Origin of the sequence: Ureibacillus chungkukjangi (assembly GCF_003217295.1) — a bacterium.
In the GTDB taxonomy this organism is placed as follows: Bacteria; Bacillota; Bacilli; order Bacillales_A; family Planococcaceae; genus Ureibacillus; species Ureibacillus chungkukjangi.
In genome coordinates this window covers 108,212-128,090 of record NZ_QJTJ01000002.1, presented here as the reverse complement: position 1 = coordinate 128,090, position 19,879 = coordinate 108,212, and the positions used below count along the sequence as shown (strand labels likewise).

At 36.7% G+C, this 19,879-nt stretch carries 28 protein-coding genes; 24 read left to right on the top strand and 4 right to left on the bottom strand.

What is annotated here, in order from left to right:
- Position 1: 1 nt before the first annotated feature.
- The 5 genes from BJ095_RS02415 (at position 2) to BJ095_RS18915 (ending at position 2,187) form a co-directional block, all read left to right on the top strand.
- Positions 2-661 (top strand): potassium channel family protein, encoded by a 660-nt coding sequence (locus tag BJ095_RS02415; RefSeq protein ID WP_107931857.1) that lies wholly within the window; start codon positions 2-4, stop codon positions 659-661.
- A gap of 117 nt (positions 662-778) precedes the next feature.
- Entirely contained in the window at positions 779-1,087 is a 309-nt protein-coding gene (locus tag BJ095_RS02410; RefSeq protein WP_107931859.1) for a putative quinol monooxygenase, read from the top strand.
- Between the two features lie 672 nt (positions 1,088-1,759).
- Complete coding sequence (locus BJ095_RS19345; RefSeq protein WP_268968844.1) at positions 1,760-1,885, top strand: hypothetical protein; 126 nt, start codon at positions 1,760-1,762, stop codon at positions 1,883-1,885.
- Positions 1,886-1,915: 30 nt separating this feature from the next.
- Positions 1,916-2,041, top strand: a complete 126-nt coding sequence (locus tag BJ095_RS19340) for a hypothetical protein (RefSeq protein WP_268968843.1) — start codon at positions 1,916-1,918, stop codon at positions 2,039-2,041.
- Positions 2,038-2,187, top strand: coding sequence for a hypothetical protein (locus BJ095_RS18915; protein ID WP_181417935.1), 150 nt, complete (start codon positions 2,038-2,040; stop codon positions 2,185-2,187). Before BJ095_RS19340 ends, BJ095_RS18915 begins: the two co-directional genes overlap by 4 nt.
- A 32-nt stretch (positions 2,188-2,219) precedes the next feature.
- Here the strand turns inward: BJ095_RS18915 and BJ095_RS02405 are convergent, their stop codons facing one another.
- Positions 2,220-2,540, bottom strand: a complete 321-nt coding sequence (locus BJ095_RS02405) for a hypothetical protein (protein ID WP_107931860.1) — start codon at positions 2,538-2,540, stop codon at positions 2,220-2,222.
- Between the two features lie 244 nt (positions 2,541-2,784).
- Between BJ095_RS02405 and BJ095_RS02400 the strand changes: the two genes are divergently transcribed.
- The 7 genes from BJ095_RS02400 to BJ095_RS02370 all read left to right on the top strand — a co-directional run bounded on the left by BJ095_RS02400 (position 2,785) and on the right by BJ095_RS02370 (position 6,421).
- The gene (locus BJ095_RS02400; RefSeq protein ID WP_328588990.1) at positions 2,785-3,201 is read left to right on the top strand and encodes a sigma-70 family RNA polymerase sigma factor; all 417 of its coding nucleotides are present in this window, start codon (positions 2,785-2,787) and stop codon (positions 3,199-3,201) included.
- Positions 3,188-3,847, top strand: coding sequence for a zf-HC2 domain-containing protein (locus tag BJ095_RS02395; RefSeq protein WP_107931862.1), 660 nt, complete (start codon positions 3,188-3,190; stop codon positions 3,845-3,847). Before BJ095_RS02400 ends, BJ095_RS02395 begins: the two co-directional genes overlap by 14 nt.
- A gap of 127 nt (positions 3,848-3,974) precedes the next feature.
- On the top strand, positions 3,975-4,616 hold the full coding sequence (locus BJ095_RS02390) for a hypothetical protein (RefSeq protein ID WP_146223190.1): 642 nt from the start codon (positions 3,975-3,977) through the stop codon (positions 4,614-4,616).
- A 16-nt stretch (positions 4,617-4,632) separates the two neighbouring features.
- The gene (locus BJ095_RS02385) at positions 4,633-4,953 is read left to right on the top strand and encodes a nucleoside triphosphate pyrophosphohydrolase (protein ID WP_107931866.1); all 321 of its coding nucleotides are present in this window, start codon (positions 4,633-4,635) and stop codon (positions 4,951-4,953) included.
- Between the two features lie 33 nt (positions 4,954-4,986).
- The gene (locus BJ095_RS02380) at positions 4,987-5,328 is read left to right on the top strand and encodes a DUF952 domain-containing protein (RefSeq protein ID WP_107931868.1); all 342 of its coding nucleotides are present in this window, start codon (positions 4,987-4,989) and stop codon (positions 5,326-5,328) included.
- Between the two features lie 12 nt (positions 5,329-5,340).
- Positions 5,341-5,871 (top strand): AAA family ATPase, encoded by a 531-nt coding sequence (locus BJ095_RS02375; protein ID WP_107931870.1) that lies wholly within the window; start codon positions 5,341-5,343, stop codon positions 5,869-5,871.
- A 13-nt stretch (positions 5,872-5,884) separates the two neighbouring features.
- On the top strand, positions 5,885-6,421 hold the full coding sequence (locus BJ095_RS02370) for a type 2 periplasmic-binding domain-containing protein (RefSeq protein WP_107931872.1): 537 nt from the start codon (positions 5,885-5,887) through the stop codon (positions 6,419-6,421).
- Positions 6,422-6,485: 64 nt separating this feature from the next.
- On the opposite strand, the gene BJ095_RS02365 is transcribed toward BJ095_RS02370, so the two are convergent.
- Together BJ095_RS02365 and BJ095_RS02360 are read right to left on the bottom strand one after the other, a co-directional pair.
- Entirely contained in the window at positions 6,486-6,734 is a 249-nt protein-coding gene (locus BJ095_RS02365; protein ID WP_235867550.1) for a hypothetical protein, read from the bottom strand.
- Positions 6,735-7,002: 268 nt separating this feature from the next.
- Entirely contained in the window at positions 7,003-9,108 is a 2,106-nt protein-coding gene (locus BJ095_RS02360) for a carbohydrate-binding domain-containing protein (RefSeq protein WP_107931874.1), read from the bottom strand.
- A 166-nt stretch (positions 9,109-9,274) separates the two neighbouring features.
- Here BJ095_RS02360 and BJ095_RS02355 point away from each other — a divergent pair, with 166 nt between their 5' ends.
- From BJ095_RS02355 to BJ095_RS02335, 5 genes are all read left to right on the top strand, one after another.
- A complete protein-coding gene (locus BJ095_RS02355) occupies positions 9,275-9,961 on the top strand; it encodes a response regulator transcription factor (RefSeq protein WP_107931876.1) in 687 nt (228 codons plus the stop codon).
- Entirely contained in the window at positions 9,954-11,252 is a 1,299-nt protein-coding gene (locus tag BJ095_RS02350; protein ID WP_107931878.1) for a sensor histidine kinase, read from the top strand. Before BJ095_RS02355 ends, BJ095_RS02350 begins: the two co-directional genes overlap by 8 nt.
- Before the next feature lie 241 nt (positions 11,253-11,493).
- Complete coding sequence (locus BJ095_RS02345) at positions 11,494-12,192, top strand: polyphosphate polymerase domain-containing protein (protein WP_107931880.1); 699 nt, start codon at positions 11,494-11,496, stop codon at positions 12,190-12,192.
- Between the two features lie 24 nt (positions 12,193-12,216).
- On the top strand, positions 12,217-12,900 hold the full coding sequence (locus tag BJ095_RS02340) for a DUF4956 domain-containing protein (protein WP_107931882.1): 684 nt from the start codon (positions 12,217-12,219) through the stop codon (positions 12,898-12,900).
- A gap of 115 nt (positions 12,901-13,015) precedes the next feature.
- On the top strand, positions 13,016-13,486 hold the full coding sequence (locus BJ095_RS02335) for an NUDIX domain-containing protein (protein ID WP_107931883.1): 471 nt from the start codon (positions 13,016-13,018) through the stop codon (positions 13,484-13,486).
- Positions 13,487-13,652: 166 nt separating this feature from the next.
- On the opposite strand, the gene BJ095_RS02330 is transcribed toward BJ095_RS02335, so the two are convergent.
- A complete protein-coding gene (locus BJ095_RS02330; RefSeq protein ID WP_107931885.1) occupies positions 13,653-13,856 on the bottom strand; it encodes a hypothetical protein in 204 nt (67 codons plus the stop codon).
- A gap of 192 nt (positions 13,857-14,048) precedes the next feature.
- Here BJ095_RS02330 and BJ095_RS02325 point away from each other — a divergent pair, with 192 nt between their 5' ends.
- The 7 genes from BJ095_RS02325 to trhO all read left to right on the top strand — a co-directional run bounded on the left by BJ095_RS02325 (position 14,049) and on the right by trhO (position 19,827).
- Entirely contained in the window at positions 14,049-14,453 is a 405-nt protein-coding gene (locus BJ095_RS02325) for an SLAP domain-containing protein (RefSeq protein WP_107931887.1), read from the top strand.
- 53 nt (positions 14,454-14,506) lie between these two features.
- On the top strand, positions 14,507-16,618 hold the full coding sequence (locus BJ095_RS02320) for an EAL domain-containing protein (RefSeq protein WP_146223189.1): 2,112 nt from the start codon (positions 14,507-14,509) through the stop codon (positions 16,616-16,618).
- 105 nt (positions 16,619-16,723) lie between these two features.
- A complete protein-coding gene (locus BJ095_RS02315) occupies positions 16,724-17,164 on the top strand; it encodes a GyrI-like domain-containing protein (protein ID WP_107931891.1) in 441 nt (146 codons plus the stop codon).
- Positions 17,165-17,207: 43 nt separating this feature from the next.
- Entirely contained in the window at positions 17,208-17,429 is a 222-nt protein-coding gene (locus BJ095_RS02310; protein ID WP_107931892.1) for a hypothetical protein, read from the top strand.
- 137 nt (positions 17,430-17,566) lie between these two features.
- Positions 17,567-18,067 carry a hypothetical protein gene (locus BJ095_RS02305; RefSeq protein WP_107931894.1) on the top strand — a complete coding sequence of 167 codons (501 nt, stop codon included), beginning with the start codon at positions 17,567-17,569 and terminating at the stop codon, positions 18,065-18,067.
- 136 nt (positions 18,068-18,203) lie between these two features.
- Positions 18,204-18,584: a VOC family protein gene (locus tag BJ095_RS02300; protein WP_107931896.1), complete on the top strand. Its 381-nt coding sequence runs from the start codon at positions 18,204-18,206 to the stop codon at positions 18,582-18,584.
- A gap of 283 nt (positions 18,585-18,867) precedes the next feature.
- The gene (gene trhO, locus BJ095_RS02295; RefSeq protein ID WP_107931898.1) at positions 18,868-19,827 is read left to right on the top strand and encodes an oxygen-dependent tRNA uridine(34) hydroxylase TrhO; all 960 of its coding nucleotides are present in this window, start codon (positions 18,868-18,870) and stop codon (positions 19,825-19,827) included.
- Positions 19,828-19,879 lie beyond the last annotated feature (52 nt).

The window sequence follows — 19,879 nt, the reverse complement described above, 5'->3', positions numbered from 1 at the left end:
AATGGCTAGAAACCAATATGCAGTAATCGGTTTAGGAAGATTCGGCACAAGCATCGCAAGAAGATTACATGAAGCTGGGCAAGAGGTGTTAGGAATTGATATTAGTGAGGAACGAGTTGAGAGTGCGGAGCCTTATGTAACAGATAGCGCTATAGCAGATGCTAGTGAAGAGAAGGCACTTACTGCTTTAGGAATCACGAATTTTGATTGTGTCATTGTAGCTATTGGCGATGATATCCAATCCAGTATTCTCACAGCGATGCTTCTCAAAAATCTGGGCATCGAAAAAATTATCGCCAAGGCAACAAGTAAACGTCATGGGCAGGTTTTAGAAACAATCGGGGTAAACTGGGTTATCTATCCTGAACGAGATATGGGCGAACGCGTTGCAAATCAGCTACTCTCACCCAACATGCTGAACTATATAGAACTGTCTAAGGAATATAATATTGAAGAAGTTTTATTACCTAAGAAAATGATCGGGAAAAGCTTGAAGGAGCTTGATATACGCGCAAAATTTAGAGTAAGTGTTATCGCGATTTTAAGAAGCAGCATCGATATTATCGTTTCCCCATCGCCGGACGAATTACTTCAACCTGACGATATTCTAGTAACAATAGGAAATCGTAACGATTTAGCTAAGTTTGCGAGTTTAGAATAGAAGATTGAAAGAATGCGACGGGGCCTCATCAATTTAGAATGAGGCCTCTTTTAGTAAGAGGTTAAAAGAGTGACTATGTAGAAATAATACTCATAAGTCAAAATCATGGAGGACGAAATGAACAAATTCAGTTTGTTTGGCAAGTTTACGGTACAGGACGGTGAACGTGACACACTGGTAGAGATTTTACTAGAAGCCGCAGAATCAATGGCTGATCTAATAGAATGTGAGGTTTACCTTATTAATATTTCACCAGACGAGCCAAATTCGGTGTTTGTCTATGAAGTATGGAGTAACGAAGAAGCACACCAAGCATCCCTTACTCTTGAAGCTACCCAAAAGCTAATTCAACGAGCCAAACCAATCATAACCGGCATGGAAAGAATCAGTACTCTTAAAACAAAGGGTGGAAAAGGAGTTTCGTAGAGGTGATTCTGGAATCAGGTGAATGAACAAGCGGAAACATAGACGAAGCGTGGTTAATGAAGGTAATGAAGACTAATATTGCTTAGCGAGATTTGAAAAGTAGCGTTCGTGAGGGTAATGAACGCCAAAAAGATTGAGCGGGATTTGAGAAGTGGCGTTCATGAAGGAGATGAACGCCAAACTGGTTGAGCTGGATTTGAAAAGTGGCATTCATGAGGGTGATGAACGCCAAACTGGTTGAGCGGGAGATTGAGAAGTGGCGTTCATGAGGGAGATGAACACCAAAAAGGTTGAGAGGGATTGTAAAAGTGGCGTTCATGAGGGTGATGAACACCAAAAAGGTTGAGAGGGATTGTAAAAGTGGCGTTCATGAGGTTGATGAACGCCAAAAATATTTAGCTGGATTTGAAAAGTGGCATTCATGAAGGAGATGAACGCCAAAAATATTGAGCGGAATTTGAAAAGTGGCATTCATGAGGGTGATGAACGCCAAAAATATTTAGCTGGATTGTAAAAGTGCCATTCATGAAGGAGATGAACGCCAAAAATATTTAGCTGGATTTGAAAAGTGGCATTCATAAGGGTGATGAACGCCAAAAATATTGAGCGGAATTTGAAAAGTGGCATTCATGCTGGTAATGAAAGACAAAAAGCCAAGGAAGCATCTGAAAAATGTCTGTCATCAAGCGAATGAAAGACAAAAAGCCAAGGAAGCATCTGAAAAATGTCTGTCATCAAGCGAATGAAAGACGAAATCCAAAGCAAGCATTTGAAAAATGTCTGTCATCAAGCGAATGAAAGACAAAACCGAAAGCAAGCATTTGAAAAATGTCTGTCATCAAGCGAATGAAAGACAAAATCCAAAGGAAGCATCTGAAAAATGTCTGTCCTCAGGCGAATGAAAGACAAAACCGAAAGCAAGCATCTGAAAAACGTCTGTCCTCAGGCGAATGAAAGACAAAACCGAAAGCGAGTATCTGAAAAATGTCTGTCATCAAGCGAATGAAAGACAAAAGCCGAGCCAGCATCTGAAAATTATCCTTCATCAATCGAATGAAAGACAAAAAGCCGAGCCAAAATCTAAAATTCCCCCTTCATAAAGCCAATGAAACCAGCAACATCCTCCATATACTTATTTCTCTTTTATCTGCTCCCGTATTCGTTGCAATTCCTCGAATGATAAATTACCTAGGGACTTCTTGATTTCATCCTCGATTAGCTTTCGATTTTTTTCTTGGTATTGCTTGCGCCATTCTCGTAGACCCTCAGTTTTATCGAAAAGGTATTCGATGTCGATTTCTTCATTTTCCTCATCAGCTAAATAATCCAGTACGGCAGCTAGCATTCGTGAGAGGTTGTCGATTTCATTTTGTAGATTATTTGATGCTTTATCAACTTCTTCTATTTCTACAGTTTCTGATTCTTCATTTGTTTGGGATGACTTTCGCGGCATAGTATAAGCTCCTAAATTTGAAATTTAAACTTATTATGCCCAATAACAAACTTAGTAAGTCCAAAAGCCAATCCTGGAATAGAATTGAAATAAAAAATTCTCATTTTTTTGTAACGTTTCTTTATATCCGAAGTTATATAAGTGAAAGGGGTGAAAAAGGCATGGCTATGAACTTCGAGGAAATCTATCGTAAATATTTTAAAGAGGTTTATTTGTACAACATTTCTTTAAGCCGAGATGAAAAATAGCTGAAGAAATTACCCAAGAAGCATTTTTTAAAGCGTTAAAAGCTATCGACAAATTCGATGGTTCTAAGGACATTAGAGCTTGGCTTTATACGATTGCCAAAAATACATATTTCTCATACTACAAAAGAAATAATAGACAAATAGAGTTAGATATTGATGAAGTAGTAGATACAGGAGTTCAATTTGTAAGTCATTTGATGAATGAAGAAGGGGCCTTTGCGATTCACGAGTTTCTCCATACGATGGCAGAGCCTTATAAGGAAGTGTTTTCACTGCGAGCCTTTGGAGAACTGCCCTTTGAGAAAATTGGAAGACTCTTTGGAAAAAGTGCGGGGTGGGCTAGGGTGACATTTTACAGAGCGCGGAAACAAATAATTGAGCATATGGAGGCGATCAATCATGAAAGAGATTAAGTGTACAATCATCCAAGATATTTTACCTCTCTATATTGATGGAGTAGTGAGTCAGGATACAACAGAAATGGTAGACAAGCATTTACAGGATTGTGAGAACTGTCGAAAGGAATATGAGTCGATGAAACAGGAGCTCTACATTCCTGTTGAAAACAAAGAATCTCTTCTGAAAGCCATTAAGAAAAAGTGGCGCAATAAAAAGTTTATGATTGCCATGGGTTCCATTTTAGGAACGGCTATAATTTTATTCGGTGCTTTTAACTATGTCTTTTATTATAAAACAGTTATTCCATATTCAGAGAATCTGATTAAAATCGAAACTCAAAATGATCAATTGGTTTCTCATTATTTAGGAAAAAGCCATGCTGGTGTTTATGGAACGCATCCGATTTCAGTTGTAGTGGATGGCGAGAAAAAGAATGTGAGTTTTATTTATTATACAAAAACCATTGCCCATTCACCTACAAGGAACCTTTTGGATGAAAATAATGGTCAAGATGAATATGACTATATCTTCGGGCTTCCTGAGAGTGAGAAAATCGATGCCGTGTATTATGTTGAGTTTGATGCCAATGAAGTTTTCCTTGAAAAGGATTCTTGGGAATCGGTAATTGAGCGCGGGCAATTGATTTGGAAGAGAGAATGATAACTTTATGTATGAAACAAATAGAATTATCCAAAATAGCTATCCCATTCCCTTATCCATTAATGGTAAAATAGTAAAATAATGTTAAAGTGAGGTGTCCTTGATTAAACATATTTCAAACATTTTAATGATTTTATTATTGCCTGCGCTATTGATCCAGCTGTTAATGAGTTCTTGGTTCGAGTTAAAATACGATTGGGAATATATTTACATAGTGTCAATTTTTAGCTTGGTCTCTTCAATGATTTTGATAAGTGCTCAGGAGATAAAAGGAAGAAGGAAAAAAGAGTCTAAATTTCTTTTCACAGCTTCACTACCAAATGGACCCCTGATTTCTCTGACTTTTGTCATGGTGTTAAACACAACAATCAATGTTGAGGGGCGAGAAAGAGAGATATTAATTTTACAAATAGCTATTCTAGCTATATTTTTTTCGTTAGCCTTTATAAAATATAAGTTTTACATCGAAGAAAACACGCTCACTTTTGAAATTAATTTTTTTACAATCCAGCTATATAAAAGAATAATATACCCTGAGGACATTAAACATGTGAAATTTATTCGAACTGGATGGGCACAAAAGAGTGCAATCATTAAATTAAAAAAAGGATTACCATTACGAATTATTAACTTTGAACCTAAAAATGTATGTTTAGAATTAGATGAATTTACTGACAGACATTCCATCCTAATATCAAAAACAAAAGACTATATTCGATTAGATAAATATTCTCGTCAGCAGCTCTTGAATGGTAAGGCGAGATTCTAGAGAGCAGGAGAAAACAATGCTTACCTTTAATAAATTAGTTCGAGATAAAATCCCTAGTATCATAGAAGCTAGTGGTGAAAAAAGCCAGTTTACGATATTAGATGAAAAGACGTTTATCAGAGAGCTGAAGAAAAAGCTCCTGGAAGAGGTTAACGAGTATTTGGCTTCATCCACTAAAGAAGCTGCAACTGAGGAGCTTGCAGATATTTTGGAGGTTATTCATTCCTTAGCTAAGACACATCAAGTAACGATTGACCAGGTTGAACAAGTACGCCAGAAAAAGTATGAAGAACGGGGCGGCTTTGAAGGACGATGCTTTTTGGTTAGTAAGGAATAAATCGCAAATCTAGAAGTGAGAGGAGGAGCTCAAATGATTATTTTACATTGTCTCAAAGAGAGCACTTGGGAGAAAGCGAAGGATAATGTATATTATGGCAGGGAATCAATTGAGGCATTTGGGTATATACATTGCTCGTCTATTGAAAATTTTTGGAGAGTAGCACCTAACTTTAAAGATGTTTTAGAGCCAGTAGTTCTTTTATTTATAGACACTAATAAGGTAGAGGCCGAGATTAAATGGGAGGATGACGGTAATTACGGTCGCACCTATCCACATATTTACGGTGAGTTAAATTTAAATGCTCTTGTTAAAGTAACGCCTTTGCTAAAGGATTATCAGGGAGAGTTTATTTATAATTTTGATGAGATATAGTGGGGGGTTCCAATGTTTTTTTTACAAATGTCTGGTTTCCCTGGTTCGGGAAAATCTACATTAGCTCGTGAAATTGCAAAAAGAGTAGATGCTATCATCGTTGACCATGATATTTCAAAAACGGCACTATTGGAAAATGTAGCGGAAACAAAGCTTGAAGAAAATCTTTTGGGAAAGATTTCATACAAGGTTGATTGGGCCTTAATAGAATTCTATCTCTCACAGGGGAAAAGCGTGATTTTTGATAGTCCATGTTTATATGATGAAATGGTGAGGAATGGAACAACGTTAGCGAAGAAATACAATGTAAAATATAAATATGTTGAATGTTATTTAAATGACTTTGACGAGGTAAATTTCCGACTTAAAAATCGTGAAAGTAAGCTAAGCCAAATAAAAGAAGTGAAATCGATGGAAGCTTTTCAAAACACAATTGAAAATAGTAAAAAGTCGGAGGATGATCCCTATTTAGTAGTGGATACTAGTAAACCGGTAGATACATATATAGAAAATGTCATGCAATATATTGGCCATAACCGTTGATAAGGGGAACCTCATGCAAAAACTAATAGGAGCACTAATAATCTTACTTGCTTTAACAGGCTGTACAAATGAAAAAGAGATTCAGGAAGAGACAGCAGAAATTCAAGAGCAGCCAAAACCACAACCGATAGAAAGTATATCGATAGAGGAGAAGGTGCAGCTTCCTTCTTTTGAATCGATTGCACATCCCATAATCTCGCTAAATGATGGGGTCGGCTTTGATTCCTTTTATCAAGAGGTTTGTTGGAATGAGTGTACCGAAGAGGATAAATTAAATGGTCGATTTGATAAAAACATAAAGGATAAAATCGGTGATAGATTTAATGTGAAGTGGGATCATATGATTCCTGCTCCAAACAGCGTGGAAGTAAGAGTATACACAACCGATTTTAATCAGGTTGGGGAAACCGAAATGCTTCCAGATGAACAAAAGAATTTTCAATTAGTGATTACAGACATAGCTTACGATAAAATTTACGAGTTGCTGTTTGTTTGGGAAGACGGTACGGCTATAGGAAAAAGCAGATTAGTATTTGAGGTACAAAAATGATAGGTCATTCTAATCGAAAAAGCGTATTCGTTTAATTTACCGAATACGCTTTTATATATGTTTGTTAAGCTTCAGAATGATTAACTTTTAGCTTCTTCCATTTGGAATAAATATCGAATAAGGAAATTAAGATGATGATATATAAACCGCCATCACTAAAGCTAATGCCTGAAACAGATTGGCCACCTAGCAGTGGGAACAGCCAAAGAAGAAAGAGTACATATAAAATTATAATAATCTTCCATATTACCTCAGTTTTTAAATCTGTCTCATTGTATTTTTTTAGCACAAAGTTAAATAGGAGTGAACCCAAAATAAGAAAAATCACTACGCCCATTGGAATCGCACTAGCAAAGGGAACAGTAGGAAAGTAATCATAAATGAATAAAAGAGTAATTGCTACAATAAATAACGAGTCAAAAGTTTTGAAATATTTGATAATATTACCCCCTTTGCTAAAGTATAGCATAAATTAAAAACGGTTTAGAGAATTCTTGAGGAAAGGGAAAATACATAAAAAAACCCAAGCAACTCAACGAAATTCATTGAGTAACTTGGGCTAAATTTGACTTCTTTAAATCCTATTCTGGTTGACCAGGTTCTTTCATTTGTCCTCCAAATGGAAGCTCCACACCTAGTTCGGAAAGTTGCTCTTGGGCTTCTTCCTGACTAATCGTGCCGTTTCTTTGTTGGTCCATAATGCTTTGGACTTTTTGTCTAGTTTCCTCATCTAAGTCTGCAAACATATCGCCACGGCTTCCACCTGGATTTCCTTCTGCATTACCAGGTCCTCCCATACCACCAAAACCATTAGCACCTTGCTCTGTTAAACCTGATTCATTTAACCATGTAACTGTATCAGAAACCGTAAACTCGACTTCATTTGACCCTCCTTGGATTGTTCCATCAGTAAATAATCCATCAGTTTCAGAGCCTGTAGACGTTCCACCTGAGATAAGCTTATAAGACCCATCCTTCGTAAGCTGTGGGGAACTGATTAACACAGATTGATAGTCTTTGTCCGGAGCAAATGTCACGATGGAATTCTCGTTGCTATCTTCAAGCTGAAGCACGGTTCCTGCTGCTTGTGTTTCGGTAAATGTCATTAGAATCGAGCTTTGCGCGGACTCTTCAGAAGTCGCCATAGCCATACCTGAACTGCCTGAAGCAATAAGTAGCCCACCGCTAATTTCGAAGCTTTGATCATAGTCTAGTGCCCCGTTGTTATTATTGGAAGGACCGCTGACAATAACCGTTCCGTCTGTCATGGAAATCGAACCGTTCGAATCAAGTCCATCTCCCATAGCATTGACATAGATGTATCCACCATTAATAGATAGGACATTCTCTTCTGCATTTTCAGTAGCGGCAAAATCACGACCTGACCCATCATTTCCACCGCCTATGTTAATGCCGTCATCCGTTGCATTTACATGAATTTCACCATCTGCAATGGTAATGCTTTTACTTTCAATTCCTTCATAGCTCTTTGTAACATCGATGATTCCACCCTTAGTTAAAATGGATGTATCGGCATGAATTCCATCATCACCAGTAGCTAAATTTAGCTCTCCACCAGTAATGGTAATTGAATTATTACTGTGTACAGCATCATCCAAGGAATCAATTGTAAAGCTACCACCACCGATAGCCACTTCCACAGTTGCTTTTAACCCCTTCGTACTTTCGGAATCCGTGCTTGTACTCGTAGTAGTTGTATTCGTTTCACCCGGCATGCCAGGCATTCTATTATTTTCATTCGTCTCAACCGTTTCAGGGCTACCACCACCAGCTGTAATAGTGAAATCTCCATCAGCAATTAGTAGAGAGGTTTCAGCTTGAATCCCATCATTGGCAGCCTCTATGTCAAAGCTACCACCCTCAATAGCAATAATAGCCTTTGAAGCATCCTTATCGTTTGTAGATTTAATGCCATCTCCACCAGCTGTAATACTTATCTCTCCATCCTTAACAGCAACGAGGTCTCGTCCCATTAACCCATCATCTACTGCTTCAATTTGGATTGTCCCACTAGTAATTCTTAATTCATCCTTAGAGGCAATTCCGTTATTGTAATTGCCATTCACGATTAAAGTGCCATCCCCGTTTATTGTAAGGTCATCCTTACTGAATAGGGCTGCATTTGGCTCATCATCATCTGAATTTTCATAAACATAATTTTCGCCATCACTTAAAATATTTTCAGTTCCATCTTCCAATGAAACAACCGTTTTTTCTGCCTTTTCTACAAAAATAGGCGCACTAGTCGATGAACTGATTTCCACACCATTAAGAATCAGCCGAACAGTTCCTTCATCCTCTGCATTCACAATAATTTGACCATCATTCAATTTTCCGCTGATTTCATAAACACCAGAAGTTCGAATTGTAATCGTACTTCCATCAATGACTACGCCTCCGTTGCCATCAAAGCTCGCACTATCGCCATTCAATTTAATAGAAGTGGCATTTTTCCACTCGCTATAAAAATCATCATCTGAATAAGAAACCTTCTCGTTAATCACACTAATAATTTCCTGATTACCAATAGTACTTAAGCTCTCTGCCTCGGCAACAGCTGGATCACTCGTAGTTTTGACCTCCTCTGTATTATCGCTGCAAGCAAATAATAACGCACTACACATCATAAAAGGTGTTGCCACTTTTATAAGTTTAGAATTCTTCATAAAATTTAACTCCTTTTCATTTCGAATTTTGAAAGCTATTGTTGGGTATGAGGCTATTATTAATGACCAACCTTAAAGCAACCTTAAAAAAATAAAATTTGCATTTCTAGAAATTGGACATATAATCAAACGTAGAAATTTAATGAAGAAAAGGGGGAACAGGGATATGAAGCTACTAATCATTGAAGATGACAAAAACCTCTCTGACTCTATATGTGAAACGGTAAAGGAAATGTTTCAGGCAGAGCAGGCATTTGATGGGGAAGAAGGGTTATTTCTTGCGGAACAAAATATATTTGATGTCATTATCTTAGATATCATGCTTCCCTCTATGAACGGTTATGAGGTACTGCAGAGCTTGCGTAAGCAAAATATCATGACCCCGGTAATTATGCTAACTGCCAAGGATGGCATCGATGACAAAATTCAAGGGTTCAAAGTTGGCGCGGACGACTATTTAGTTAAGCCCTTCCACCGAGAAGAGCTGTTGCTGCGACTTGAGGCAATGGTGAGAAGAAGCGGCGGATTATTAAAGGAAAATGTAATTACCTTTAAGGAGCTGAAACTAAACATTAAAAATAAAACCGCAGAAATAAACGGGGAAATGCTGAAGCTAAACGGCAAGCAATTCGATTTATTAGAGTACTTACTTAATAATAAAAATGCGATTTTAACAAAGGAGCAAATTTTCGACCGAATCTGGGGATTTGAGTCCGACACCTCAACAACAGTGGTGGAAGTGTATGCGAGCAATTTGCGTAAAAATTTAAAGAAGTATGGCTACGACCAATACATTAAAACGTTTCGAGGATTGGGCTATATGCTAAGCGACAGTGGTGAAGAAAATGTTTAATAAAACAATTTTCGGTAAGCAGCAATTTAAGTTTATGCTCCTTAACTTACTAGCCTTTACGGTCATTTTCACGATTTTCAGTTTCATCATTTTTGGACAGGTTCAAAATACGCTATATTCTCATGCAGATGAGGAGCTGAAATTATTTAAAGAAAAACTTACTGATGATGTGAATGTGGGAACAGATATGAGGCCCCAGCCTGGAAAGGGAAATCAGGACCCTCCTTTAACCGATCAAAATAGAAATAATCCTAACCCTAGAATCGTGGTTATCCATTGGGATGAGGCTGGAAATATGGTGAATGAAGGGGATATGGGATCACTATTTTATGATAATTATCTTTCGGACTATCAGCTAGATAAAACCAAAATAGACGAAATTACGATGACATCCATTGATGAATTATATCATTTTAGATATCTTCTTTTTGAAAATCCAAATAATCAGGATGGTGTAGCTTATACGCAGCTACTAATCAATGTAGATGCTGAACAAATTATTATCGCTAACTTCGTAAAGCTTGTAACGATTTGCTCGGTAATTTTCATCATTCTATCTATATCAGCGAGCTTCCTTTTATCGAAAAAAATGATGAAGCCAATAATTCAGTCCTGGAATAAACAAGCTGAATTTGTTGAAAATGCTTCACATGAGCTGAGAACGCCGTTAACGATCATTCAAAATAAATTGGAGTTACTACTTAGAGCTCCTCAAGAAAGAATTGCCGACAAATTTGAAAACATCGCCTTGAGTCTTTCTGAAACACGCCGATTATCTAAGCTTACCTCTGATTTATTGACATTGGCGAGAGCAGACTCTGCTGAAACAGAGCTAATATTCAATACGTTTGAATTCGATGAGTTTGTTCAAAAGGTTTGTGCGCCATATCAGGAAATTGCCGAGTCACAGCAAAAGCATTTGTGGCTAAATTTAAATTGTCTTGTGTCCATAACAGCAGACGAAACCCGATTACATCAGCTGTTTGTAATTTTGCTTGATAATGCACTTAAATACACAGGTGATAACGACAGTATTGGCGTAAAAACTTACATCGAAGACCATCGAGTAGTCATTGAAGTAAGCGACACCGGTATTGGCATTAAAGAAGAAAATATGCAGTATATTTTTGAACGTTTCTATCGTGAAGACAGAGCAAGATCCAGAGAAACTGGCGGCGTTGGCTTAGGATTATCCATCGCCCAGTGGATCGTAGAAAAACACAGAGGCGCCATCAAAGTAACAAAAAACGAAAACAAAGGAACAAACTTTATCATCAAACTACCAAAGTAGGAGATTGCAGAAATGCAGTCTCTTTTTTTTGTGGCGAGCTTGAGATGAGCGGAAGCAGAGGGGATGAAACGTGTTGTGAGTGGGATGTAGGCAGACAACGCGTTTCAAGTAGTGGATGAACCAAAACCTATCCAAAATCCATAAATTCTATTTATTTTCCTAGCTTCATTTTCTTTTAAGGTTTGTTTAAGGTTTGTCCTCAATAATGTAAAACATAGAACAGAGCAAAGGAGTAAGGCAAATGGAAGGAAGACGCTTAAACGGGGTAATGGGGCGAACGGAGCTGAAGCATGAAATTTCCAAAATGGATTGCTATCTTCTTAGAAATAAATTAAAGCATTTTATGAGGGTGGATCCCCACGCCAAGAAAGATGGCAAATATTTAATTCGTAGTGTGTACTTTGATAATTTCGATAACAAAGTCCTTACTGAGAAAAAAGAAGGGTTTTATCAACGGGATAAGTTTCGCGTAAGACTCTATGACTACAATATGAATTTCTTAAATTTAGAGAAAAAAAGTAAAAGAAATAATCTTACTTACAAGCAAAAATGCTCCATAACTGCAGAGGAATACGAAAAAATAGCAGTTGGTAATATTGCTTGGATGGAGAAAGATTCGAGATCGCTTATTCAGGGTTTATATCTACAAATGAACCTGTTTCAAATAAAGCCTGTAACGGTAGTTGACTATGAAAGGGAAGTATTTATCTATGATCAAGGGAATGTCAGAGTAACCTTTGACAGTAATATTAAGACAAGCTTTCGAAATCCAGATTTGTTAAATCCTGATTTAGCAATGATTGACACAAACCCAGAAGTTGTCATTCTTGAAGTGAAGTATGACGAGTTTCTGCCAGACGTCATTAAGTATTTACTGCAGCTTGGCAACAGAAAAAAAGGCACCTATTCAAAATATCAAGTCAGCAGAATGTTTGGTTAAGTATATAAAATTGGAGGAATTAAAATGGATACTGTAAATTTTGATGATATTTTTAAATCAAGTATTTTAGAAAAAACAAGCAGCTTTTCAATTGTAGATTCAGTGATAGGATTATTAGCAGCCTTTATAATAGGTTTATTAATTTACTATGTATATAAGAAAACTTTTTCAGGGGTCATTTACTCCCATACGTTCAATATTTCTTTAATAATCATGTCTATGGCAACGGCCCTAATCATTATTGGTATCTCATCTAATGTCATGCTGTCCCTAGGAATGGTAGGAGCATTATCAATTGTGCGTTTTAGAACACCTATAAAAGACCCGATGGATATCGTGTATCTATTCTGGGCAATCGTTTCGGGTATATTATGTGGGGCTGGATTTATTCCCTTAGTTATTATTGGTTCAATTTTAATCGGTGGGGTTTTAATTCTTTTTGGCAGCCGAATTCGAGTAGAAAATCCTTATCTACTAGTAGTTCGCTATGATGAAACCTCTATTGAAAAATCGATGGAACACATTATTTCAAAGCATGTAAAAAAACATTCAGTAAAATCAAAGTCCATTATGCCTGGTGATGATTTTGAGGTAACATATGAGATTCGTGTTAAAGAAAATGATATGAGCTTTATCAATAATATTTCCAACATAGAAGGCGTAAAATCAGCTATTATGTTGAGCTATGATGGCAACTTTACAGCATAGAACGCAATTTGAGAATCCTCACTTTTTAATTATAGTGGGGATTTTTTACTGTTTAAAAAATAGGAAATGTAATAAAATGTAATTTATAAAACCTTAAGAGAGCGAGGGATCATTAGTGACATATCCAATCAGAGTTCGAGCATGTGCACTCATTATTGAGGATGAAAAGATTTTATTAGTTGAATTTGAGGATCATCGAGGGGTGCATTATAACCTGCCAGCAGGTGGCGTTGAGCAGAACGAATCCGTGGTGGAGGCTGTAAAAAGAGAGGCGAAGGAGGAGGCCTCAATCGATGTTGAAGTAGGTCAGTTAGCTTTAGTTTACGAGTATGCGCCACATTTGAATGATAATAACTATGGTGAGACGCCTTCTTTGCATATGATTTTTGAGTGCAAAATTCAAAATGGGACAGTACCTAAACTGCCAAAGACTCCTGATCCCCACCAAATCGGAGTTAAATGGATTCCTTTAAATGAACTGGATGAAATTCTACTTTTTCCGAAGATAGAAGATCAAATTTTAGCGTATGTTCAAAGACATAAGATGGAATTTGTTGAAGAGCATCTTCTTGCAGTAAGAAACTAAATTAAGTTGAGATTTAAAAAATATTTTCTATCGAAGCTATCAGATTTTCAAAGTGGCTAGATTAGTGGGGAAAGTGGCTAGATTATCGCCAAAAGTGGCTAGAAAAATCACAAAACTGGCTAGATTCCTCAGCGAAGCCGTCCCACCCATTACTCAAAACCTAGCTTCACTCTACCCCAAACATAATCATCAAATAAGCAAGGGCATATATCGGAATCGTAATGGAAGTGATTAAATACATGGCCATCTCGCCTTTAGTCAGCTTCCTTTTCCATTTTGTAAGCTTCAGCTGCCTGCGATAAATAACACACGAAATAAAGAGTATTAATGTAGTGACCTCTTTTACGTTTTCTAAAAAAGCTAGTGCCAATTAATATTCAACTCCTATCATCCTAATCGTCCTATTTTCTATTATCTATGCTCCAAACCACGTAAATATTATAAATTTGAATATCACTTGATAGAGCGATTACGAGAATAGTTATCGCTCTTTTGTCTATAGATAGGGTTTCTGAATTCTCACCTCTTTATGTTACACTTCAATCAAGAGGTGATGTACGATATGCAGCAATTATTATTCGAGGCATCTTGGGAAAAAGCTTTAGCACCCAATGATCGGCAAAATATAGAAAGAATATTTCATGAGACAAAAAGTTTAAATCATTCTGCACATTATTGTGCGCCTATAAGAGAAGCGATCAACCATAAAGAAGCATTACTTGTGACCGTGTTAGTGCATAATTTTATGGACTATCCACTCATCTTTGAGAATACAAGATTACTTTATAGAATACAGGGAAAGACTATTGCAGAAGAGATTTTCAATCTACCAGCCCTTACAATTCCACCAAAAGCAAGCATGCCCTGGACGTTTATCTTTCCGAAGGGCAGTTATAAACAGGAATTAACTTATAAATATGGGGAATTGGAGATTTTAAACAGTGAAAGAGCTGATTTACTCTACTAAACAGAGTTCCCGTAAGAAATAAATTGAATATTCATAAGAACTAATATATTCTTTTGTTACTACTAATTATTAAAAGTGAGGCAGTACAGATGCATCCCATCTATGAAGATTCAGACGCTTTATTTTCAATCTATAAATCCCTTTTTGAATCTAACCCTGATCCATGCTATGCATTAGATCAAAGTGGGAAATTTATCATCATTAATAAAAGAGCGATGGACATAACAGGATATACTCACGAGGAATTTTCTAAACTTTACTTTTCAGATATAGTGGCGGAAGAATATAGAGAACACATAAATGGAACGTTCATCGACGTTTTAAAAAATGGTACAAGAAAAAGTTTTGAAGTAGCGGTTAATCATAAAACAGGTAAAAGAATTGAATTATACGTAACATCAGTGCCTATTGTTGTAGGCGGTGAGATTTTAGGAGTTGCGGGAATCGTAAGAGATATAACAGAGAAAATACAAATTCAAAGAGAGCTTGAAAGAACGAAGCTCGAATTAGAAAGTGTATTTAATAATATTGATGTCTGTGTATGGTCCAGTGATTTTGATTATAAGCAAGTTTTCCAGGTTTCTTCCGCTTGTGAAAAGATTTATGGCTACTCACAAGAGGAATTTAAAAAAAACCCTCAACTCTGGAAGGGATTAATTCACCCTGAGGACCGTGACCAAGTGTTGGCAATGCAATCTAAATTAGCAGAAGGACATACAATCAATCTTGAATATCGCATAATTGATGCATATGGCAATGTTAAGTGGCTATCTAGCTATACAACGCCTATTTTTGATGAGTCGGGGCAGGTTATTCGACTAAACGGGATGGTTGCAGATATTCAGCAACAGCGGGTAACCGAAGAGAAATTAGTCTTTATGGCATTCACCGATGAACTAACACAGCTGCCTAATCGTAGACGACTTGAACAGCTATTAAAAGAGTCCGTTTTGAAAGCCGATGAAGCTAGTACAAAACTTGGGATTCTCTTCTTTGACTTAGATCAATTTAAATGGATTAATGATACGCTTGGACATACAAATGGAGATAAGGTATTAAAGAAAATAGCTGAGAGGTTACAGGATATCGTTGGTGAAGAAGGTATAGTTTCAAGAGTAGGTGGAGACGAATTTATTATTCTTTTGCAGGATGTGTCATCTATAGAGTTGGTTGAAGACAAAGCCCAAACCTTAATAGATGAAATTGTTCAGCCTATTATTTTAGGGGAAAGAAGCTACGTCCTTACTGCCAGTATTGGAATAAGCATCTACCCAGACGATACAAGAGATCCAGAGAAGCTAATAACTTTTGCAGATCAGGCGTTGAATGCTGCGAAAAAGGATGGAAAAAACACTTATAAAATATATCAGACTGACTTTTCAGAGGATATTGTCAGGAAATTGGATATATTACAGGCACTACGACAGGCTATTAAGAATAATGAGTCGTTAACATTACACTATCAGCCGATTGTAGATGATAAAAAAATAGTTGGCTTCGAAGCACTTTTAAGATGGAATGATCCGACTTTAGGATTCCTTTCTCCTGCAGAATTTATCCCTATTGCTGAAGAGTCGGGACTGATTATTCCACTTGGTGAATGGGTGGTTCGAACAGCATGCACAGCTTTTAACGAACTATATAAGAATAGTGAATACATGCCATATCTATCTGTGAATGTATCCACAAAGCAATTTGAACAGGATCACTGCGTAAGTAAGCTTAAAAAGATTTTAGAGGAAACGAATTTTAATCCTGAAAATCTCAAAATAGAGTTAACGGAAAGCATTATGATGAAGGATGTAGAGAAGATAATTGAAAAGCTAAATCAATTAAGAGCATCAGGAATTGGTGTATTTCTTGATGATTTTGGAACAGGCTATTCTTCTTTAAGCTATCTCGGCGTACTTCCTATTAATACTTTGAAAATCGACCAATCATTTGTACAAAATATCAATGATTCGGCGCAAGAAGCGATTGTACGAACGATTATCTTGATGGCAGAAAGCTTAGAAAAAGGAATAATTGCTGAAGGTGTCGAAGAGGTGGGACAACTAGAATATTTGAAAAATCTCGGTTGCCAGCATTTCCAGGGCTATCTCTACAGTAAGCCTGTACCTTTTGAAGAAATCCCGAATTTATTAAATAAAGAAATCCATAAATAAGAAAAGGCGATTGCTTGTAATGAGGCAGTTGTCTTTTTTTGATGGAGGATTTTTTAAGGTTTAAAGAGAAATTTTAAGCATAGATGCTTTAAAGGGAGGATTATAGTGGATTTTAAAATTATTAATAAAAATTTTAAAGTAGTGAGCTTAAAAAGTAGAGGAGACTTTGGAAATTTCGATAAGGAAGTACCGGCGCTCGCCAAACAATTATTAAGTCGGTCAGATGAAATCGAGAGCCATACGGGTGTAGAAATAGCGTTATTTGAGCCTAAAAGAAATCAGGCTCATAAAATAGGAGAGTATTTAGTAGGGTTAATAGTAAATGAGCGTTTGCAGGATGTACCTGCTGGAATGCATTTTATAGAAGTAGATGAAAGATTTATGACCGCAAGAGGAAAAATCTCTAGTATAGGGGCGCTGCATGCTAATCTAATTAATTGGGGAGAAGAGCAAGGCTATAAGAGAAACCTAGAGTCCTATATTATAGAGACCTATCACCCCGTAGAAGACGGAGAAGAAGTGCAGATTTATTTACCGATTTTTTAAAGCATAAAGTCAATGCAAGCATAGTAATAAAGGATGGTGGAGTATGGAGAAGGGAAAACCTTCAAGGCTTGAAGGTGGGCGTGCAAAATATGCTGGAATAGTAGTTGCATTGGGTCTTTTATATAATGTAGTCCAATATTGGGGAGAAAATTGGTTTTGGACCATTTTCTTTTCACTTGGCGCATTAATTTGTGGAACGATAGGCTACTTTGATTTAAGGCGTGCGATTCTAAATAATAAATTCAGGACAAATAATAAAAATTAGAACTTACATGATTACATATAAGCTTGTTATACTGTTGAAACAGTGTGTAGAGATATTGGTTGAAAATTTATTAACCAAAAATATATGTCGCAAGATACGTCTACCATCTGAAATTTTTTATTTTCGGAGGGGAAAATATGTATAAGGAAGATCGTCTTCCTCATAATTCAAAAGAGGGCATAGTATTTATGTTAATTATTTCAATCATATCAGTAAACACTATCGCCCCGATTATTATGGGGTTGGAGCTTGGTTTTAGTAAAGAAAATTATTTAGCAACACTTAAGATAATTCCATTTATGTGGATTATCGTCGTTCTATTAGTAAGATTAGTAGCTGGGCCGGTAGTGGGTAAAGTAATGCCGAAGTTTATGGGACAAACAGATGGATTTAACGCTCGCGTATTATTGAATATTCTATTGAACGTTACGGTATTATCTATTCTTCTTACAATTATCGGACCTATGGTAGGCACGAAACAAATTAGCCTTGAGCCTTTTCAAAATTTCTTTCACAGCTGGTTTAGAAATTTTGGGGTAGCATTTTGGATTGAGCTATTGATTGCTCAGCCAATAGCGAGATTTGCTATGAAAAAAATGCACGCAAGACAGGCTAGGCAAGTAGAGTATATAAACTAATAATAAGTTTTCCAAAAGTAAGGAAAATATATTAATATTGATGTTTAATAAATGGTTTTTAAAAAGGATTTCTCTTTCTTTTCTCGAATGTAATAAAAGCTAGTAGAAGAGAAAAAGTGAAAGAGAGTGGACACTTATGTTAAGTAAAGTTGGTCAAATTATGTTGTATGTTAATAACCAAGATGAGGCTGTGAAATTTTGGACAGAGCAATTAGGATTTACTGTAATTTCAGAAGAGAATAATGGTCAAGGAATGCGATGGATTGAAATTTCACCACAAAAGGATTCTGAAACACGCATTATTCTTCATAATAAGGAATTAATTGCTAAATTTTCTCCAGAATTAAATCTGGGTACCCCATCTTTAATGTTTTTTTCAGAGAATCTAGAGCAACTATACAATGACTTTTTAAATAAGAATATTACAGTTGGAGAAATAGTTAATATGCCATCTGGCAGAGTATTTAACTTTGCAGATAATGAAGAGAATTACTTTGCAGTGATGGAAAAAAACTAAATAGACAATTGATTTTTCAACTATCTTACTTGTGTTTTGCTTCCGAGCTTAACACAAGTATTTTTTTACGGTAGAGAATTCTCTCCAATTCATATATTATTTAAATATACTTTTGAAAGTGTCTAGCTACAGCGGTCAGACTCTCGGATTATTTTGTTTTACTTATGTAGAAAACAAAATGAATTTCTTAAAAGGACATAACTTATTGGTGCCTGAGTAAGAATGAGGCGCTTTTCTTGCTATCAGGGATATCCTGCAAATATAAATGATAGGTGGAACTAACATGGATTATCGAATTTTATTATATTATCATTACACAACTATTGAAGATCCCGAGGCTTTTGCGACAGAGCATTTACAAGCATGTAAGGACATCGACTTAATGGGAAGAATTATTGTTGCCCATGAAGGAATAAATGGCACTGTTTCAGGTACAGTTGAACAAACGAATGCCTATATGGATATGATGAAAAATCATCCTTTGTTTGAGGGGATTGTTTTCAAAATTGATGAGGCAGAGGGGCATGCCTTCAAAAGAATGCGTGTACGTCCACGACCAGAGCTTGTGAATTTAGGCTTGGAAGAGGATATTAATCCCCATGAAAGTACAGGGCGTTATTTATCTCCCTCTGAATTTATGGAAGAAATGCAGCGTGAAGATACAGTGGTTCTTGATGTGCGAAACACATACGAATACGATGTTGGTCACTTCCGTGGCGCAATCCGTCCAGAAGTAGAGAACTTCCGAGATACACCAGCATGGGTGCGAGCGAACAAAGAAATTTTCGAGGGGAAACGTGTGTTGACATATTGTACAGGCGGGATTCGTTGCGAAAAGTTCTCTGGCTGGTTAAAGGCTGAAGGAATTGGCGAGGATGTAGGCCAGTTACATGGTGGAATTGCAACATATAGTAAAGATCCAGTGGCAAAGGGGCAGCTTTGGGATGGTCAAATGTATGTATTTGACGAGCGAATCACTGTACCTATCAACCGAGTCGAGCATGTTGTTGTAGGGAAGGATTACTATGATGGGACTCCTTGTGAGCGCTACGTAAAGTGTGCCAACCCTGAATGCAACAAGCATATTCTAGCCTCAGAGGAAAATGAAGCCAAACACCTTGGCGGCTGTACACTTGAATGCACAAAGCATCCACGTAATCGCTACATTGAAAAGCACGGCTTAACAGAAGAGCACGTAGCAGCTGTAATCGCCGAATTGGAAAAGAACCAACAGCATATCTAAAATTGAGGAGTATGAATCATGTATTCATATTCCTTTCTATATATGGTTTAAA

Excerpts from the sequence above, each read along its gene's own strand:
- BJ095_RS02415 (WP_107931857.1), top strand. The coding sequence starts at position 2 with ATGGCTAGAAACCAATATGCAGTAATCGGTTTAGGAAGATTCGGCACA.
- trhO (WP_107931898.1), top strand. The coding sequence starts at position 18,868 with ATGGATTATCGAATTTTATTATATTATCATTACACAACTATTGAAGAT.
- BJ095_RS02390 (WP_146223190.1), top strand. The coding sequence starts at position 3,975 with ATGATTTTATTATTGCCTGCGCTATTGATCCAGCTGTTAATGAGTTCT.
- BJ095_RS02355 (WP_107931876.1), top strand. The coding sequence starts at position 9,275 with ATGAAGCTACTAATCATTGAAGATGACAAAAACCTCTCTGACTCTATA.
- BJ095_RS02370 (WP_107931872.1), top strand. The coding sequence starts at position 5,885 with ATGCAAAAACTAATAGGAGCACTAATAATCTTACTTGCTTTAACAGGC.
- BJ095_RS02300 (WP_107931896.1), top strand. The coding sequence starts at position 18,204 with ATGTTAAGTAAAGTTGGTCAAATTATGTTGTATGTTAATAACCAAGAT.
- BJ095_RS02405 (WP_107931860.1), bottom strand. The coding sequence starts at position 2,540 with ATGCCGCGAAAGTCATCCCAAACAAATGAAGAATCAGAAACTGTAGAA.
- BJ095_RS02395 (WP_107931862.1), top strand. The coding sequence starts at position 3,188 with ATGAAAGAGATTAAGTGTACAATCATCCAAGATATTTTACCTCTCTAT.
- BJ095_RS02380 (WP_107931868.1), top strand. The coding sequence starts at position 4,987 with ATGATTATTTTACATTGTCTCAAAGAGAGCACTTGGGAGAAAGCGAAG.
- BJ095_RS02350 (WP_107931878.1), top strand. The coding sequence starts at position 9,954 with ATGTTTAATAAAACAATTTTCGGTAAGCAGCAATTTAAGTTTATGCTC.
- BJ095_RS02410 (WP_107931859.1), top strand. The coding sequence starts at position 779 with ATGAACAAATTCAGTTTGTTTGGCAAGTTTACGGTACAGGACGGTGAA.
- BJ095_RS02375 (WP_107931870.1), top strand. The coding sequence starts at position 5,341 with ATGTTTTTTTTACAAATGTCTGGTTTCCCTGGTTCGGGAAAATCTACA.
- BJ095_RS18915 (WP_181417935.1), top strand. The coding sequence starts at position 2,038 with ATGAAAGACAAAACCGAAAGCGAGTATCTGAAAAATGTCTGTCATCAA.
- BJ095_RS02305 (WP_107931894.1), top strand. The coding sequence starts at position 17,567 with ATGTATAAGGAAGATCGTCTTCCTCATAATTCAAAAGAGGGCATAGTA.
- BJ095_RS02385 (WP_107931866.1), top strand. The coding sequence starts at position 4,633 with ATGCTTACCTTTAATAAATTAGTTCGAGATAAAATCCCTAGTATCATA.
- BJ095_RS02310 (WP_107931892.1), top strand. The coding sequence starts at position 17,208 with ATGGAGAAGGGAAAACCTTCAAGGCTTGAAGGTGGGCGTGCAAAATAT.
- BJ095_RS02340 (WP_107931882.1), top strand. The coding sequence starts at position 12,217 with ATGGATACTGTAAATTTTGATGATATTTTTAAATCAAGTATTTTAGAA.
- BJ095_RS02360 (WP_107931874.1), bottom strand. The coding sequence starts at position 9,108 with ATGAAGAATTCTAAACTTATAAAAGTGGCAACACCTTTTATGATGTGT.
- BJ095_RS02345 (WP_107931880.1), top strand. The coding sequence starts at position 11,494 with ATGGAAGGAAGACGCTTAAACGGGGTAATGGGGCGAACGGAGCTGAAG.
- BJ095_RS02325 (WP_107931887.1), top strand. The coding sequence starts at position 14,049 with ATGCAGCAATTATTATTCGAGGCATCTTGGGAAAAAGCTTTAGCACCC.
- BJ095_RS19340 (WP_268968843.1), top strand. The coding sequence starts at position 1,916 with ATGTCTGTCATCAAGCGAATGAAAGACAAAATCCAAAGGAAGCATCTG.
- BJ095_RS19345 (WP_268968844.1), top strand. The coding sequence starts at position 1,760 with ATGTCTGTCATCAAGCGAATGAAAGACAAAAAGCCAAGGAAGCATCTG.